Raw genomic sequence first — 16,721 nt, forward strand, 5'->3', positions numbered from 1 at the left:
CGCACACCGCCGCCATGACCGCGGTGGGCAGCCTTCTCGCATGACGACCTCGACCCCCGGCTCCGCCACCTCCGCGCTCCCGACGACGCCGCGCCCCGCCGCCGGACGCCGCCACGCCCCCGTCCGCACCGCCGCCCTCCGCTGGGTCGGCGTCCTCACCGCGGCGGCCGCCGTCACGTTCGTCGGCGTCGCGGCGCTGCCCCCCACGACGGCGCTCGCCGCGGGCGTCGTCGACGACCACCCGCGACCGGCGCACCCGCCGCGCGGCCCGGCGGCCCTGCCGTCGACGGACACCAGGGTCGCCGCGACCTACCGGTGGGACAGCGGCCGCTGGCTCCCCGTGTGACCGACCGCCGAGTAGCAGCCCCCGGGGTCATTCCGGACGGCGCCGCCCGACCCGGACGGTCGAGCGGCGCCGACGTCGGCTGGAGTCCGGGTTCAGGGCGTCCCGACGTACAGCGGGACGAAGAACTGGCCGGTGTTGAGGCGGCCCGGCAGGTCCGCCCCGGCCAGTAGCCGCGTCTCGCCGCCGCGGGTCTCCGCGACCGCGGTCTCGAAGGCGTTGCCGCCCTCGTGGAAGGTGGACAGCGACGCCGACACCGACGACTCGTGGTTGCGGACCACCGGCCGCTCCGGGTCCAGGTCCCAGGTACCGGTGTAGACGTTGAAGATCGCCCCGAGGATCTCGGTCCGGCCGCCGTCGTCGGTGTCGAAGACCACCCACGGCCCCTCGGCCTTGACGCCGAACAGCCACACGTCGCCGCCGTGGTTGACGACGTTCGGCCTGCCGTACGCGGGGTTGATGAAGCGGGCGTAGGCAGTGACGTGGTCGGAGAGGAACGCGACCTTGCCGACCTCCGGCTTCTTGAACGCCGTGCGGGCCGAGCAGCTGTCGAAGAACACCGTGCCCCCGCGGACCGAGTTGCGGTACATGGGGCCCTGCTGGATGTGGATGTCCTGGCAGACGAGCGTCCGGGTCGAGGCGTGGTCGACGAAGTACGCGAGCTTGGTCTCGTTGGTCCAGCCGAAGTGGCGTTCGAGCATGAGCGGTCCGGAGCCGTGGCCGATGGCGAACATGCCTTGGTCCTCGGCGAGACCGGATCCGGCGCGCACGTGGGTGTACATGAAGTTCACCCGGTGCACCGAGCCGGGGATGGTCACGGTCCCGTCGAGCTTCCAGACGTGGTTCGGCGGGAACCAGACCACCGGCTTGCCGGAGTCCATGGCCGACTGGATCGCGGCGGTGTCGTCCGTCGTCCCGTCGCCGACGGCACCGTGGTCGAGGACGCTCTCCCACTGCGACAGGTCCTCCGGCCAGGGCGAGCGGGGGCTGTCCTGGACGGGCAGGTCGAGCGAGGTCGTCCGCGACTGCTCGAACAGCGTCGCGACCGGTGCGGACACGTACTCCCGCACCTTCGCCGCGCGGACGGCGACCTCTCCCTCCCGTCGGATCGCGTACGCGTACCCGGGGGTGCGCAGGTCGCGGGCGAACAGCTGGCCGCCCTGGGAGTCGACCGCCGGCACCGAGTCGTCGCGGCCGCGGAGAAAGGAGTCGACGAGCACGAGGTGGCCGCCGGGTCCGGTGACCCGGGCGACCGGGGCTGCCATGTCGCCGACGACGCGCCGGGCCGACACGCACGAGTCGACGCACTCGATACCGGAGACACGCTGGCCGGTCATCCGTACCCCGTCCAGGACGACAAGGTACCCGCGCGGCGTCTCGCAGTAGAAGCCGTGGTCGAACCCGACGAGGTCGAGGTCCTCGTAGGTGCCCTGGGTGACCCAGATGGGCAGCGAGATCGCCTTGACGCCCTCGCCGTCGGCGGCACGGATCGCCACGTGCCGAACGGCGGCGTTGTTGGCGCCGCAGAACAGCAGCCCGGTGGCACCCGGGTTCCCCGAGCCGGTGTCGATCGTGAGGTTCTGCACGTAGTTCGACGCGACCGTGCCGTTGCGGAAGCCCTTGGCGAGGGACAGCACTGGCTTGTCGGCACCGGGACCGAAGCCGGCCGAGCCGTCCGCGAGCCGGATGGTCACGCCGTCGCGGCTCTGGCCCTGGAACCGGATCCGGGCGTTGTTCTCGTTGTCGTTGTCCGCCTCGTTCAGCGGCTCGGAGTAGACGACCGTGTCCGAGACGAGGTACTCGCCATCTGGCAGATAGATGATGTTCTGGTCCACGAGGGGGCCGTTGCGGTCGGCCGCGAAACGGTCGTGGACGAGGTCGTAGACGGCGACGAGCGCGGCGGTGTCGTCGGTGACCCCGTCACCCGCGGCGCCGAAGAGGCGCTTGACGTCGATGACGCCGGCGTCGCCGACCGTCTTCGCGAACGCCTCGTCGGGGAAGACGACGTTCTCGGACCAGTCGCTGCGGCCGGTGACCCAACGGCCTGGGTCGTGGTGCTCGTCGGCGTGGGCCGGCGAACCCGCGGTGAGCGTGAGGCCGCCGGCGCCGAGTGCGCCGAGGAGCAGTCGGCGACTGGGGGCGCGGACCACTCGGGGTGAAGAAGGGGGACGTCATGGGATCGGACCTCTCTGTCCTGGGGGAGGGTGTCGTCGGGCGTCCGGGTGGAGTGCCCGGCGGCCGTGTGGGGTGGTGGCCTCGGGACGGTTCACCGAGGTCATGACCGGGCGCTCGTGGCGGCACCCGTGCCTGCCACGACGGCCCGGTACGTCACTCGTCGTCGGTGTCACTGCCTGCGGCGGGGCACACGGTGGGTGAGTCGCCGGGGTACAGGCCGCGGGTCGAGTAGTCGTAGCAGGTGTAGCCGTCGCCGTCGGTCGGGACCCGCAGGACGAGGTTCGCGGGCACACCGAGGGAGTCGGCCTCCGTGCTGCCGGGGGCGGGCCAGGTCGCGAGGATCCGCCGACGCAGCGTGTCCTTGTACCGCTCCGTCACGTGGTCCGGAGCGGGAGCGACCTCGAGACCGTACTCGACGGCCCAGGTCGAGACCCGGTCCAGTGTCTCCTCCGACGCGCCGTAGCCGGCCGGGATTCCCGGGGCGGGGCGGAAGTCTCCGTGCTGCGGGTCGACGAAGACGGAGTCCACGGCGGTGATGCCCTCGGGGAGGTCGTCACCGGGCACGTCGACGGCGAGGTTGTTGCGGAATCCGATGAAGCGGTCTTGGAAGTCGCGCACCGTCACTGCGCCGGGGGAGGCGTGGAAGAGGTTGAAGGAGATGGCGTCGGACGCGGACTCCTGAAGGGACAGCTCGCCGTTGCCCGGCACCGCCTGAGCGTTGTGGAAGAAGCTGTTGTTGCGGATGGTGCTGCCGTCGACGGTGTTGAGTCCGAGGCCGGCCTTGCCGTTGAGGACCGAGACGTTGTCCTCGGCGAGGAACCGGCCGATGAAGGTCTCGGCGTTGTTCTGCATGTGCAGCCCGTTGCCCTCGTCGATCTCCAGGGTGACGAAACCCTTACGAAAGACGTGCGAGATGTTCGAGGACTGGTTGCCGAAGACGAAGTTGCCCGTCATCCGGATGCCGAAGGTGTCCGGGTTGTCGTCGGGGTCCGACGCCGGCTTGGAGTTGCTGAACCCGTGGGTGCCCGCAGTGGAGTACCAGGCGTTGTCGTAGACGAGGTTGTCCTCGCTGCTCACGTAGGCCCCGCCGTTGTTGCTGACGCCGGCGCCCGGGAAGTGGTGGACGACCATGTCGCGGATGGTGACCCGGCGCGACCCGTTCATCGCCAGGCCACGCGCGCCGACCGGCGTCGAGAGCGCGTTGTCGTTCCACCATGTCCGGAGGGCCTCGTCGATGTCGAGGTCGGCCGCGGTGCCTTCGAGCTCGAGGCCCTGGATCGTCCAGTGCTCCGACTGCCGGACGAAGATGCCGTTGACGTCCGACTTCAAGGTCGCGTACTCGTTGCCCCAGTTGCGCAGGACGAAGGGCTTGGTGAAGGTCCCGTTCTTGCCGTTGATCTTCACGAAGTTGTTGTCGCGCGTCCCGTCGAAGGGCTGCCCGTACTCGGGGTTGGTGTAGACGCCCCCGCGGACGTAGATCGTGTCGCCGGGCTCGGCCTTGTCGACCGCCTTCTGGAGGTCTCCGAGCGGCTTGTCGGGGGTGCCCTTGCCGCTGTCCGCGCCTCCGGGGGCGACGTAGATGCCGGCCGGCATCGTGTACGCGCTGGGCCGGACCTTGAGCTTCAGCTCCTTGGTCTTGCCGGACGGGTAGGTCACCGTCATCGCGTGCGACCCCACCTGGTCCGGCCACGGGGTCCAGTGCAGGTACCCGCTGCGGTCCTGGGCACGCAGGCCGGCCGGGGCGCCGACGACGCGCCAGGTGCCACCGTCGTCGGCGTAGGCGTCACCCGGTGGGACCAGGACGCAGGCGAACTGGGTCCCGGCCGGGATCTCGAGGTTGTTCTCGCAGACGGGCGGCGCGTTGGAGGCTCCGGTGGCAGGCGTCGGAGCGACGACCGCGCCGGCTCCGGCGAGGACCAGGGCGGCGGTCGTCGCCACGAGGGCGGGGCGCCGGCGGCGCACGGGGGCGGGAGGCATGAACATCGTCGTCCTCCCACAGATTATTTCGCGTGCGGTAAAAACTAAGCGACGGCTGCGACGCCGTCAACCCCACCATCCGGCATCAACCGCACGAGCCCGCGCACGGACGGGCAATATCCCCCTATTGACATGGGTTTACAGACCCTCTAGGTTTTTTCCTCAAGTTCGCAAACAAACACCGAAGTGAGGTCGTCCCGTGTCTGACACCACTCGTTCCGCCCGCTCCGTCGACCGTCGCTCGGTCTTCCGTGGCCTCGGGGTCGCCGGGGTCCTGGTCGGCTGTTCGGCCGCCGCCCCGACCGCCCATGCCGAGGGCAACCCGCCTCCCGGGATCCCCGACCCGCCTCCGGGCCAGACGAAGAAGCCGACGTCACCCTTCTTCGAGGAGCACGTCGTCTACCCCGACGACGTGTACGCGGACTCGCTCGACGGCGTCGGGGTCTTCGACGTCAAGCGACACTTCGGCGCCGTCGGCGACGGCGTCACCGACGACACCGCGGCGTTCATCGCCGCCTCCAGCCACATCGTCGACCGCTACCAGGCGGACCGCGCGGACGTCGCGCGGGGCAGCCAGAACGTCATCTACGTCCCGGACGGCGAGTACCTCGTCAGCGACACCATCGTCTACGACGCGCCGCTCCTCGAGAACGGCAACGGGCAGGAGCAGATCGCCCGGATCCGGTTCCAGGGCGAGAGCCGCCACGGCACCGTCATCCGCCTGCGGGACGACGCCCCCGGGTTCGGCCCTGGAGCGCACAAGCCGGTCCTGAGCCTGGCCAAGGGGTCGCGCAACGGGTCGGTCGCCTCCAACTATGTCCAGAACCTCACGATCGACACCGGCTCGGGAAACCCAGGCGCCGTCGGTCTCGTGCACGCCGGGGCGAACAACGGCGGCGTGCGCCAGGTGACGATCCGCTCGGGCGACGGGACCGGCGACACCGGTCTCTCGCTCGAGATCCTCGTGACCCAGGGCAGCTACCGCAACCTCGTCGTCGAGGGCTTCGACACCGGCATCTTCGCCGGGCCCCCGCGCGGCTTCAGCGTGGCGATCGAGCACGTCGCCCTCGCCGGCCAGCGGGTCGCGGGCATCGTCGTCGAGGACGCGGTCGTCTCGGTCCGCGACCTCGACAGCCGCAACAGCGTGCCTGCCGGCGTCGTCACCGGCGACGACGGCCTGCTCGTCGTCCTCGACTCGCGGCTCGTCGGCGGCGCCACGTCGGCGACCGCGCTCGACTCGCGCTCCGGCGGCCTCCTCGTCCGCGATGTCGTCGCCGGTGGCTACGGGTCCGCGGTCACCCGCTCCGGCGACGTCGTCGTCCCGACGGGTCGGGTCGCCGAGTACTCCGCCCAGGGAGTCCAGACCCTCTTCCCAACAGCCGAGCGCACCCTTGGGCTGCCGATCGAGGAGACGCCGCTGCGGGCCTGGCCGCAGGACGTCGACTCCTGGGCCAACGTCCAGGACTTCGGGGCGGTCGGCGACGGCGCCACCGACGACGCGGCTGCCATCCAGGCCGCGATGGACTCCGGAGCCGCCGTCGTGTACTTCCAGCCCGGCCATCAGTACGTGCTCGGGGCGACGGTGACGATCCCCTCGTCGGTCGAGCGGGTGAACTTCATGTACACCCACGTCGTGCAGGGCCCGGGGCTCGACCTGTTCGAGCTCGCCGAGGGCGAGCCGATGTTCCGGGTCGGCGGGCGCGCCGACGACGTGCCGCTCGTCGTCGAGGACCTCTTCGGCTGGATCCAGGGCGAGGAGCGCAGCCCGGTGCTCGACCACGCGTCGCGGCGCACGCTCGTCGTCCTCGACTGCCACCACCAGCACGCGCCGATCTACCGCAACTCCGTGAGTGGCGGGAAGGTCTTCCTCGAGTCGGTCTCCTGCCGCACCGGTCAGCACGAGCCGCACGTCGGCCTCCCGGGCTTCGTCTTCACCGGGCAGCGCGTCTGGGCCCGCTTCCTCGACCCGGAGTACGGCGACCCCAACATCGTCAACGACGGGTCGGACCTCTGGGTCATGGCCTTCAAGTTGGAAGGTGCGTGGACCGCCTTCGAGACCCGTGCCGGTGGACGCACCGAGCTGCTCGGAGGGATGAACAACGTCTACACGGGAGGATTCACCATCCCGGACGACCGGCCCATGATCGACACCGTGGACAGCGACATCTCGGTGACGATGGGCACCTACGGCGGGCAGTACTACGCGACCCAGGCTCGCGAGACCCAGGACGGCGTCACCAGGACCTTGTCCTCGACCGACCTGCCGCGCCGCTCCGACGACACCCACTCGTTCGTCCCGCTGTACGTCGGCCGCGGCCGCTGACCATCCACCCCGAGCGAGAAGACCCGATGAAGCCCATCCTGACCACCGCCGACGACGGCACGCAGTACCGCGACCTCAACGGTAACGGGGTCCTCGACCCCTTCGAGGACCCGCGGCTCACCCCGGAGCAGCGGACGGCCGACCTCGTCGGCCGGCTCTCGCTCGAGGAGAAGGTCGGGTTGATGTTCCACCCGGTCATCCACGCCGGGCCGGACGGCACGCTCGCCGAGACCGTCGTCGGTGGGCGGCCCAAGACGTCCGACACCGTGTCCGGGCGGCTCATCACCCACTACAACGTCCACACCCTCGGCGGGCCGCGGCTCGGCGCGCGCTGGATGAACGCCCTCCAGTCCCTCGCCGAGCGGACCCCGCACGGGATCCCGGTGACGGTCTCGACCGACCCGCGGCACGCCTTCGTCGAGAACAGCGAGGTGTCGTTCAAGGCCTCCGGGTTCTCGCAGTGGCCGGAGCCGCTGGGCTTCGCCGCCATCGACGACGTCGACCTCGTCCGCCGCTTCGCCGAGATCGCCCGCCAGGAGTACCGCGCGGTCGGGATCCGGTCGGCGCTGCACCCGCAGATCGACCTGACGACCGAGCCGCGCTGGGGCCGCCAGGTGCAGTGTTTCGGGCAGGACGCCGGCCGTGCCTCGGAGTACGTGCGCGCCTACCTCGAGGGCTTCCAGGTGGCGCCGCAGCTCGGGCCGGACAGCGTCTCGTGCATCACGAAGCACTTCCCCGGGGCCGGGCCGCAGCTGGACGGCGAGGACGCGCACTTCCCGTACGGCCGCGAGCAGGTCTATCCGGGAGAGATGTTCGAGTACCACCTCGAGCCGTTCCGGGCGGCGATCGAGGCCGGAACGGCCGGGATGATGCCGTACTACGCGATGCCGCAGGGGCTCGTCCGGAACGGGGAACCGATCGAGGAGGTCGGCTTCGGCTACAACAAGCAGATCCTCACCGGGCTGCTTCGCGGAGAGCTCGGGTACGACGGCGCGATCGTCTCGGACTGGAAGCTCGTCATGGACCGCGACATGGACGGGCGGGTCTTCCCGGCCCGTGCTTGGGGCGCCGAGCACCTGTCGGCGCGCGAGCGGGTCGTGAAGGTTCTCGACGCCGGCGTCGACCAGTTCGGCGGCGAGGACTTCACCGACCTGCTGCTCACGATGGTCCGCGACGGCGAGGTCACCGAGGCGCGGCTCGACGTCTCGGTCAGCCGGCTGCTGCTCGTGAAGTTCCGGCTGGGCCTGTTCGACGACCCGTTCGTCGACGAGGACGCCGCCGAGGAGCTGGTCGGCTGCTCGGAGTTCGCGGCCGAGGGCTTTCGCGCCCAGGCCCGCTCGTTCACCGTGCTCAAGGTCGAGCGCGACGACGAGGACGTGCCGGCGCTCCCGATCCGGTCCGGGCAGCGTCTCTACGTCGAGGGTGTCGACCACACCGTCGCCGCGCGGTACGGCACGCTCGTCGAGCACCCCGAGGACGCCGACCTGGCCGTCATCCGGGTCAAGGCGCCCTTCGAGGCCCGCGACGACATCCCGATGGAGCGCAAGTTCCACCAGGGGTCGCTGGAGTTCCCGCCCGGCCTGCGCTACCGGCTGCGCCGGATCGCCGACCGGGTGCCGGTCGTGCTCGACGTCGAGCTCGAACGGCCCGCGGTCCTCACCCCGCTCGTCGACCTCGCGACGGTTCTCGTCGGCAGCTTCGGCGGCGGGGACGAGGCGTTCTTCGCCGCGCTCACCGGTGAGGTCCATGCCGACGCCACCCTGCCGATGGAGATCCCGCGCTCGATGGCGGCCGTCCGCGCGTCGCGGTCCGACGTGCCGTCCGACACCGTCGACCCGGTCTTCCCCGTCCGCTCCGGCGTGCGCCGGCAGGTGCCGACCGCCTGACGCCTGCAGCGGGCCTCCGCCGGCGCCACCGAGAAGCGCCGACCACGGCCGGTCGGTGCCAGGACTGCGGTGACCGCACCGTGGTGGCAACGATCGACAGGTCGGGCAGGATGGTGCCGATCACGTGAGGTGGTGGGGGGTGCGACCGACGATGTTCCTGGTCGTCGGGCTGCCGGGTGCGGGAAAGACGACCGTGGCCCGCCGGCTCGAGACCGAGCGCCGAGCGCTGCGGCTGACCAAGGACGAGTGGGTCAAGGCGCTCGCCGGACCGGAGCACCCCGAGGCCGTGTCCGACGTCGTCGAGGGCCGGCTCGTCGACCTCGCTCTGCGCGTGCTCGCCCTCGGCGTCGACGTCGTCCTGGACTTCGGGCTCTGGAGCCGCGACGAGCGCTCGGCCCTGCGGGACGCCGCTGCCGAGGCGGGTGCCGCCGTGGAGCTGCGCGTCCTCGACGTGCCGCTGCCCGAGCTGCGCGCCCGGCTGGACCGGCGGCAGGCCCAGACGCCGGAGACCACCTGGCCGGTGTCCGACGCCGACCTCGCCGCCTGGGCCGCGCGCTACGAGGTCCCGGCGCCCGGCGAGCGCGACGGCACCGAACCCGTCGACGACCCCCCGCCGGCCTTCGAGACCTGGGCGGACTGGCGCCGCCACCGCTGGCCGCCGGCCCTGCGCTGACCGCCCGCGGGGACCGGACGCCTCAGCCGCCACCGACCGCCGGGGCGGCATCGGGCGCGGATCGGTGCCCGGCCAGCGTGTCCTCGCCCGGCAGGTCGCCGGCGCAGGACCGGGCGATCGCCCGTAGCGACTCCAGCACCGCGGCGTACTCGGGGCGACCGGAGATGTCGACGAGCTCGTGGGGGTCCAGCACGGTGTCGGCGAGGAAGACGTCCTCGTCCTGCGGCTCGGGCCGCCGTCCGTCCAGGACCGTCGTGAGGTCGAGCCGGTACCGGTCGGTGCGTACGCAGGTGCGCCGCGGCCACCCCGACCCGTCGGTGTACGTGCCCTCGGCCCGGTTCGGGAAGGCGCGGCTGGCCGCGGCGCCGTACCCGATCGTGGAGACGACGTGCTCGGGCGCCGGGTCGGCGAACAGGTCGCGCCCGCGCATCGAGGCGGGTGCCGCGACGCCACAGCGACCGAGGACGGTGCGGGCCAGGTCGTGGCCGGCGGCCAGGTCGGTGCGCCGGGTCCCGCCGGGGAGCCGCCCCGGGTCGCGGACGAGGAGCGGCACGCGATGGCTCTGCGGCGCGAAGGTGTGCTTCCCCCACGCTCCCTGCTCGCCGAGGTACGCGCCGTGGTCGGCGGTGAGCACGACGACGGCCCGCTCGGCGAGGCCCGCGTCGTCGAGCGCGTCCAGCAGCCGGCCGACCTCGCCGTCGAGCCAGGCGACGAGGGCGAAGTAGTGCCGGCGGGCCAGCGCGCGGACCTCGTGCGGCACCTCGGGCCCGCCGTTCACCGCGGCGAACCGCGCCTCGAACGCGTTCTGCGAGGGCTCGTCGTCGCCGGGCAGCCCGATGTCGAGGTCCGCGTAGCGGTCGGCGAGCTCGGCGGGCGGGAGCACCGGCGTGTGCGGCTGGAGGTAGGAGGCGCGCACGAGCGTCGGACCCTCGGCGGCCCGCAGGGCGGCGACGGTCCGGTCGGTGACGCCGGCGGGCGGGTAGTCGCGGCCCGCGGGGAACACCCCGCCGACGACGAACCCCAGCTCCGGGCTGCGGACCGGGTCCACGTCGTCGGCCGCCGCGAGCAGGTGTTTCATGTTCCCGCCCTCGGGGTCGTGGTGCTGCCACGGGTCGAGCCCGGCCGGCAGGTGCTCCTTGCCGAAGCTGCGCGTCGACCACCCGTGCTCGGCGAGCACCTCGGGGAAGGTCACCGGCTCCCGTCCCGGCCCCGTGAACGCCGTCTCGGGGTACCCCGCCGACGACGCCTCGTTGCCGTAGACGCCGCTGACGTGCGGCTCCAGGCCGGTCAGCTGGGCCGCCCGCGACGGGGTGCACACCGGCGAGGCGCAGGACGAGCTCTCGAACAGCACGCCCTCGCGGGCCAGCCGGTCGATGTTCGGCGTCTCGATCGCGGGGTGCGGCGTGCCGTAGCAGGACAGCGCGTCGGCGCGGAGCTCGTCCGCGAGGATCCACAGCACGAGAGGGGGCTCGTCGGTCATCGGACTCCTTCGGAGGAGGTGGGGTGCTCAGGAGGCGCGGTCGAAGACGGCGGTCTCCGGGGTGTAGGTGCCGCGCAGCACCGCCGCGAGGTAGCGGCCGGCGTTGCGCAGGTACCGGTCCTCGGTCTGGGTCGCAGCGAGGTCGACGACGTCGAGCGCGGCCATGGCGACCTCTCCGACGTAGGTGAGCGCGTTGACCGCCTGCAGCCGGACCCGCGGGTGCTCCCCGGGCGCCGCGAGCTCCCCGAGGACCGCCACGGCGACGTCGGGGTTCCCGATCCGGGCCAGCAGCTCGGCGGCCGGGACGCGGACGTGCGGCGACGGGTCGTCCAGGACGGTCCGCCCGAGCACCCCGAGCGCCGGCGCGGCGTCGACGCCGAGGGCGAGCATCCCCTGGGCGGCCCAGAACCGGACCACCTCCCGGTCGTCCTCCAGTGCCGCGACGAACCGTGACAGGTGGGCCGGGTCCTGGTCCGAGCAGGCGGTGGCCAGGGCGAGGACCTCGGCCAGCGGGTAGACGTCCGCGCCGAGCGCCCCGTCGGCCAGGGGTGACCCCTCGGGGACGAACCCGCGGTCACGGCAGTCGAGCACCCACTCGTCGAGGGCGGCCTGCATCGTCGCGACGCGCTCGGCGTGCTCGGGATCGCCGGCCAGGTCGACGAGGTGGTCGGGGTCCTCGACGCAGTCGTAGAGCTCGACGCCCGGTCGGGGCTCGAAGAACCGGCGCTGGACCGGGTCGAGCCGACCGGCGCGCAGCTCGGTCTCCCAGGAGCGGTACCCCGCGGCCTGCCAGGCGAACGCCTGGTGCTGCCCGGACGGACGGTGCGGCAGGTAGTTGCGCAGCAGGCGGTAGCGCTCGTCCCGGACGGTGCGGACGAGGTCGTAGCGCTCGTCCATCCGGTCGCGGGCCCCGAAGGCGTACTGGTGGGCCGTACGGGATCGGCCGACGAGGGCGCGACCGCGCATCGTCGCCGGCGCCGGCGCCCCGCCGAGCGTGACGATCGTCGGGGTCACGTCGAGGTGGGTCACGGGTTCGGTGAGCCGCGTCCCGGGCTCGGCGGGGAGCAGGTGCTGCCAGCGCGGAGGCGCCCACATCACGAGCGGCACCCGCAGTCCCTGGTCGTGGCAGTACCGCTTGGTCCAGGGTGCACAGCCGCCGTGGTCGGAGGAGTAGAGGACGACGGTGTCGTCGGCGAGGCCGTCCGCCGAGAGCGCCCCCATGATCTCGGCGAACCGGGCGTCGGTCTGCTCGACCGCCGTGTAGTACCGGGCGATGTCGCCCCGGACCTCCGGGGTGTCCGGCAGGTAGGGCGGGACGCGGACCGCGCTCGGGTCCACCGGACCGATCTCGGTGCGCCACAGCGTCGACTCGTGAGTGGCGTTGGCGTTGAAGACCGCGAGGAACGGCCGGTCGTCCGGGCGGTCGCGCCAGTCCCCGGACGTTCCGTCGCCGTCCCAGATCACGGCCGGGTCGACGTCGCAGTTGTAGTCGGTCTTCGGGTTGTTCGTGCAGAAGTAGCCGGCGGCGCGCATCACTTCGGGGTAGGTCCGCAGCGACCGGTCCAGGTGCGGGACGGAGCGCATCTGGTGGGACCCGTGGCTCTGCGCCGGCGCCCCGGTGAGGATCGCGAACCGAGCGGGAGCGCAGACCGGGTAGGTGGTGAACATGTTCTCGAAGACGACGCCCTCGTGGGCGAGCCGGTCGATGGTCGGGGTCCGGGCCAGCCCGTCCCCGAGCTCTCGGCCGTGGGGCGAGCAGTCCTCGCTGACGAGCCAGACGATGTTCGGACGGTCGGGGGCGTCGGGCACGGGCGGCTCCGGAGTCGGCCCGCACGCGTGGCGCAGGCGGTGGACGAGGGTCGGGCTCAGGCGAAGTGCAGCGTCTCCAGTGCGGTCGCCGTGGCCGCTCGCACGAGGGCGGCGTCGCCCGGGTCGGCCTGCTCGACGCGCAGATCGTCGCGCAGCAGCGGGAAGATGCGGTCCCGCGTCCGTTCGCGAAGTGAGGTGACGATCTGGGGCGGCGCCGTGGCGAGGATGCCGCCGAGGAGGACGAGGTCGGGAGTGAAGAGGTTGACGACCCCGGACAGCGCGCCGGCGAGGACGTTGACGTAGGTGTCCTCGTAGGCGACGGCGTCGCGGCTGCCGGAGCGGGCGAGGTCGTGCAGCCGGGCCAGCACCTCCTCGCGTCCCGGCGCGGCACCGGTGTCGCCCAGCCGGCCCAGCGCCTCCCGGACCGCCGGCTCGGACACGACGGTGTCGAGGCAGCCGCGCGAGCCGCAGCTGCAGAGCTCGCCGTCCTCGACGACCCGGGTGTGCCCGAGGTAGCTCTCACCGCCGGACCCGCCGTAGAACGCCTGGCCCCGCACCGCGATCCCGAGGCCGACACCGGTGCGCACGTAGAGATAGGCGACGTCGCCGACGTCCTTGTGCCCGTGGCGGGCCTCCGCCAGCGCCATGGTGCGGACGTTGTGGTCGGCGACCACGGGCAGGCCGAGCCGCCGCTCGAGCTCGTCGGCGATCGGGACGTCGCGCCAGCCGAGCCGGACCGAGATCTTCAGCCGCCGGCGGTCGCGGTCGACCGGGCCGGGCAGCCCGACCCCGATCCCGATGACGGGGGCGCCGTCGTGAGCGGCCACGAGCTTCTCGAGGGCGCGGGCGGCGAGGTCGCAGACGGCGTCGGCCGGGGCGCCGACGTCGAACGTGAAGGACTCGGTGTGCCGGACCGCGTACCCGGCGTCCCCGATGCCGACGGTGACCGTGCCCGCGCCGATCTGCACGCCGAGGACGGTGACGGCCGAGTCGACCGGGGTGAGGGTGACCGCGGGGCGCCCGACCCCCTTGACGCCGACGACGCTCTCGGTGACCAGCCCCTCGGCGACGAGACCCGCCACGACCTTGCTGATCGTCGTCGGGGACAGACCGGTGATCTCGGACAGTCCGGTGCGGGAGGTCGGGCCGCCGTCGCGCAGGATGGTGAGGAGGCTGCGCTCGTGCGGGGAGCGTTGCGGCGCGCTCTGCAGGACGAGGCTCATCGTCATCGGCTCCCGGTCGGGTACGGCGGTCGGGGACGAACCTATCGCAATTTTCCCTGATTCGGAAGTAATTGCCGGTGCCGCCCGTCCCGCCTCTCGACCCGGCGTGCGTCCGCACCGGTTCCCCGTTGTTTCCCCGAGAACACAGGGCGTCGAGCGTCGAGACGGCGGAGCCGACGATCGGCCTCGATGGTGGTGGGCTCTGTGACGACGCCCGAGATCCTCACGGCTCCGGGGTTGACACGAGCCCTTCGACCGATTAATTTTCCAACTGGAGTTATCAACCCCCACCCCCCGGGGGTCCTCGTCTCAAGGAAGAGAGCCGATCCGATGCGTGGACACCGCCACCACCCCTTCGCCCACCGCGTCCTGGTCCCGGGGGTGGCCCTGTGCGCAGCGGGTGCCCTCGCGGCCTGCTCCTCCGCGGTCGACGCCGAGAGCGGCGGCGGCAGCGCGACCGAGGGCGGCACGGTCACCTTCGCCGTCGCGCTCGACGCCCAGCCGGCGAACATGCTGTCCCACCTCGCGCGCAACGACCCGTGGGTCGGGAGCGTCTTCGACTCGCTGATCCGCAAGGACGCCGACGGGCAGCCTCAGCCCGCTCTCGCGACGAAGTGGGAGGTGTCCGAGGACGGCAGGACCGTCACCGTCGACCTGCGCGACGACGTGACGTTCCAGAACGGCGACCCGTTCACCGCCGAGGACGTCGTCTTCACGATCGACAAGGTCGAGAACCAGACCGAGGGCTCGAACATGAAGTACCTGGTGCCCAGCAAGGTCGAGAAGGCCAGCGACACCCAGGTCGTCATCACCTTCGACAGCCCTCCCGGCGACGCCCTCTTCGACTGGTTCGAGGTCATGCCGATGCAGGACCACAAGACCTTCACCGCCACCGACGACGGCACGACGATCAACGGCACGGGGCCCTTCTCGTTCACCGACTGGAAGCCGGGCGCCGGCTACACCCTGAAGAAGAACGGCGACTACTGGGGCGGCGACGTCAACCTCGACGAGATCGACTACGTCGTCACCGAGGACGCGACCGCCGAGCTGTCGGCCCTGCGCAGCGGCCGCGCCCAGATGGCCTGGGGCCTGACCGCCGCCGATGTGAAGTCGATGACCGCCGACCCGCAGTGGACCTCCCTCGAGGCCGGCGGCACCGTGTACTCCTTCAACGTGAACATGTCGAAGAAGCCGTTCCAGAACAAGAAGGTGCGCCAGGCGGTCGGCTACGCCATCGACTACGACCGGATCAACGACCAGGTCTTCGGCGGCACCGGCACCACGTCCAACGTCTTCTGGGACCCGAAGGCCCCGGGCATGACCGACGACCTCGTGCACCACTACACGTACGACCCCAAGAAGGCGAAGCAGCTCATGCAGGAGTCCGGCGTCTCCGGCGCCAGCATCCCCGTGGCCTTCGGTGGCAACCCGGCGCTCAAGGCGCAGTTCGAGATCGTCCAGAACAACCTCGCCGCCATCGGTATCAAGGCCAGCGCCAACCAGCTCGACAACGGCGGGTTCGGTGCCGGACTCGCCAAGGGCGACCTCGGCCCGGCCTACATGCACCTCAACGGCCAGGTCGGCCTCGCCCCGGTCACCCTCATCGACTCGCTGCCGCAGCTGCGCAAGGGCAACCCCGAGGGCCTGTGGAACGACGAGTACGTGGCCAAGCGGGATGCGCTGACGAGCGCCACCGACGACGCGGCCTCCGAGCAGGCGCTCGTCGCGCTGGCCGAGTACCTCCAGCAGGAGGCCGTGGCCTTCCCCCTCGTACAGGCGCCGATCCAGGTCGTGGCGAAGAAGAACATCAGCGGCGTCACGGCCGAGCGCGGCGGCCCGATGCACTTCGAGAACGCCGTGATCACGAAGTGACGATCCGATGCTGCGCTTCCTGATCCGCAAACTGCCGTCGGTCCTCGGCGTGACCGTCGTCGCCTCGATGATCGCCTTCGCCCTCCCCCGACTGGCGCCCGGTGACCCCGCCGTGGCGCTGGTCGAGGGGGACGCCTCGCCCGAGACCATCGCCGCCCTGCGGTCCGAGATGGGGCTGGACCTGCCCCTGTGGCAGCAGTACCTGAAGTGGGTGGGGAGCCTGCTCCACGGTGACCTCGGGACGTCCTACATCCTCAACCGGCCGGTCGGCGACCTCATCCTCGGCCGGATGGACAGCACCCTCGAGCTCACCATCGCCGCCACCCTGCTCATGGTCGCGGTGGGGATGTTCTTCGGCGTCCTCGGCGGCTCGCGGCTCACCCCCTGGGCCCGGGCGTTCGTCGACTCGTGGAACACCTTCTTCCTCGCGGTGCCGGCTTACCTCGTCGGGCTGATCCTCATCCTCGTCTTCGGGATCTACACCCGGGTCCTCCCCGTGAGCGGTGAGATGTCGGTCCTGCAGAACCCGAACTTCGGGCTGCAGTACCTGCTCCTGCCGGCGCTGGCGCTCGCTCTCCCCGGCGCCGCGGTCGTCGCCCGCCTCGTGCAGACCTCGATGCTCACCAACCGTGGTGAGGACTACGTCGACCTCGCGATCTCCAAGGGTGTCTCCCCGCGACGGATCACCGTCCGGCACGTCGCCCGCAACAGCCTCGGCACCGCCGCCGTCGTCATCGGTCTTCGGATCGGCGACCTGCTGGCGGGCGCACTCATCATCGAGCAGGTCTTCGCGCGCAACGGGCTCGGCTCGCTCGCGGTGAACGCCGTGCAGAGCCGCGACTACCTCCTCCTCCAGGTCCTCATCCTCCTCGCGGTCGTCATCGCGATCCTCGCGCAGCTCGCGTCCGAGATCGCCCTGGCCGCCCTCGACCCCCGCATCCGATTGGGCTGATCCAC

The 16,721-nt window shown here is 71.7% G+C and carries 11 protein-coding genes; 6 read left to right on the top strand and 5 right to left on the bottom strand.

Annotated elements, in window-relative coordinates:
* Positions 1 to 40: 40 nt before the first annotated feature.
* On the top strand, positions 41 to 346 hold the full coding sequence (locus EPD83_RS03660; protein ID WP_128365482.1) for a hypothetical protein: 306 nt from the start codon (positions 41 to 43) through the stop codon (positions 344 to 346).
* A gap of 92 nt (positions 347 to 438) precedes the next feature.
* Here EPD83_RS03660 and EPD83_RS03665 read toward each other — a convergent pair whose 3' ends face one another.
* Entirely contained in the window at positions 439 to 2,493 is a 2,055-nt protein-coding gene (locus EPD83_RS03665) for a glycosyl hydrolase family 28-related protein (protein ID WP_128365481.1), read from the bottom strand.
* Between the two features lie 178 nt (positions 2,494 to 2,671).
* Positions 2,672 to 4,495 carry a right-handed parallel beta-helix repeat-containing protein gene (locus tag EPD83_RS03670; RefSeq protein ID WP_128365480.1) on the bottom strand — a complete coding sequence of 608 codons (1,824 nt, stop codon included), beginning with the start codon at positions 4,493 to 4,495 and terminating at the stop codon, positions 2,672 to 2,674.
* 199 nt (positions 4,496 to 4,694) lie between these two features.
* Between EPD83_RS03670 and EPD83_RS03675 the strand changes: the two genes are divergently transcribed.
* From EPD83_RS03675 to EPD83_RS03685, 3 genes are all read left to right on the top strand, one after another.
* Positions 4,695 to 6,818, top strand: coding sequence for a glycosyl hydrolase family 28-related protein (locus EPD83_RS03675; RefSeq protein ID WP_128365479.1), 2,124 nt, complete (start codon positions 4,695 to 4,697; stop codon positions 6,816 to 6,818).
* A gap of 26 nt (positions 6,819 to 6,844) precedes the next feature.
* A complete protein-coding gene (locus EPD83_RS03680; RefSeq protein WP_128365478.1) occupies positions 6,845 to 8,704 on the top strand; it encodes a glycoside hydrolase family 3 protein in 1,860 nt (619 codons plus the stop codon).
* 139 nt (positions 8,705 to 8,843) lie between these two features.
* Positions 8,844 to 9,377 carry an AAA family ATPase gene (locus EPD83_RS03685; RefSeq protein ID WP_235950326.1) on the top strand — a complete coding sequence of 178 codons (534 nt, stop codon included), beginning with the start codon at positions 8,844 to 8,846 and terminating at the stop codon, positions 9,375 to 9,377.
* A 22-nt stretch (positions 9,378 to 9,399) separates the two neighbouring features.
* Here EPD83_RS03685 and EPD83_RS03690 read toward each other — a convergent pair whose 3' ends face one another.
* Genes EPD83_RS03690 through EPD83_RS03700 form a run of 3 tightly spaced genes read right to left on the bottom strand, consistent with a single transcriptional unit; the run spans position 9,400 to position 13,889 of the window.
* Positions 9,400 to 10,857: a sulfatase-like hydrolase/transferase gene (locus EPD83_RS03690; RefSeq protein ID WP_128365477.1), complete on the bottom strand. Its 1,458-nt coding sequence runs from the start codon at positions 10,855 to 10,857 to the stop codon at positions 9,400 to 9,402.
* Positions 10,858 to 10,884: 27 nt separating this feature from the next.
* Positions 10,885 to 12,666 carry a sulfatase-like hydrolase/transferase gene (locus EPD83_RS03695; protein ID WP_128365476.1) on the bottom strand — a complete coding sequence of 594 codons (1,782 nt, stop codon included), beginning with the start codon at positions 12,664 to 12,666 and terminating at the stop codon, positions 10,885 to 10,887.
* Between the two features lie 56 nt (positions 12,667 to 12,722).
* Positions 12,723 to 13,889, bottom strand: coding sequence for an ROK family transcriptional regulator (locus EPD83_RS03700; protein ID WP_128365475.1), 1,167 nt, complete (start codon positions 13,887 to 13,889; stop codon positions 12,723 to 12,725).
* 330 nt (positions 13,890 to 14,219) lie between these two features.
* Here EPD83_RS03700 and EPD83_RS03705 point away from each other — a divergent pair, with 330 nt between their 5' ends.
* Both EPD83_RS03705 and EPD83_RS03710 read left to right on the top strand, forming a co-directional pair.
* Positions 14,220 to 15,764, top strand: coding sequence for an ABC transporter substrate-binding protein (locus EPD83_RS03705; protein WP_164896120.1), 1,545 nt, complete (start codon positions 14,220 to 14,222; stop codon positions 15,762 to 15,764).
* A 7-nt stretch (positions 15,765 to 15,771) separates the two neighbouring features.
* Positions 15,772 to 16,716 (top strand): ABC transporter permease, encoded by a 945-nt coding sequence (locus tag EPD83_RS03710; protein ID WP_128365473.1) that lies wholly within the window; start codon positions 15,772 to 15,774, stop codon positions 16,714 to 16,716.
* The last annotated feature ends 5 nt before the right edge of the window (positions 16,717 to 16,721 follow it).

This window comes from Phycicoccus flavus, assembly GCF_004025965.2.
GTDB lineage: Bacteria > Actinomycetota > Actinomycetes > Actinomycetales > Dermatophilaceae > Phycicoccus > Phycicoccus flavus.

Excerpts from the sequence above, each read along its gene's own strand:
- EPD83_RS03660 (WP_128365482.1), top strand. The coding sequence starts at position 41 with ATGACGACCTCGACCCCCGGCTCCGCCACCTCCGCGCTCCCGACGACG.
- EPD83_RS03670 (WP_128365480.1), bottom strand. The coding sequence starts at position 4,495 with ATGCCTCCCGCCCCCGTGCGCCGCCGGCGCCCCGCCCTCGTGGCGACG.
- EPD83_RS03680 (WP_128365478.1), top strand. The coding sequence starts at position 6,845 with ATGAAGCCCATCCTGACCACCGCCGACGACGGCACGCAGTACCGCGAC.
- EPD83_RS03690 (WP_128365477.1), bottom strand. The coding sequence starts at position 10,857 with ATGACCGACGAGCCCCCTCTCGTGCTGTGGATCCTCGCGGACGAGCTC.
- EPD83_RS03700 (WP_128365475.1), bottom strand. The coding sequence starts at position 13,889 with ATGAGCCTCGTCCTGCAGAGCGCGCCGCAACGCTCCCCGCACGAGCGC.
- EPD83_RS03705 (WP_164896120.1), top strand. The coding sequence starts at position 14,220 with ATGCGTGGACACCGCCACCACCCCTTCGCCCACCGCGTCCTGGTCCCG.
- EPD83_RS03710 (WP_128365473.1), top strand. The coding sequence starts at position 15,772 with ATGCTGCGCTTCCTGATCCGCAAACTGCCGTCGGTCCTCGGCGTGACC.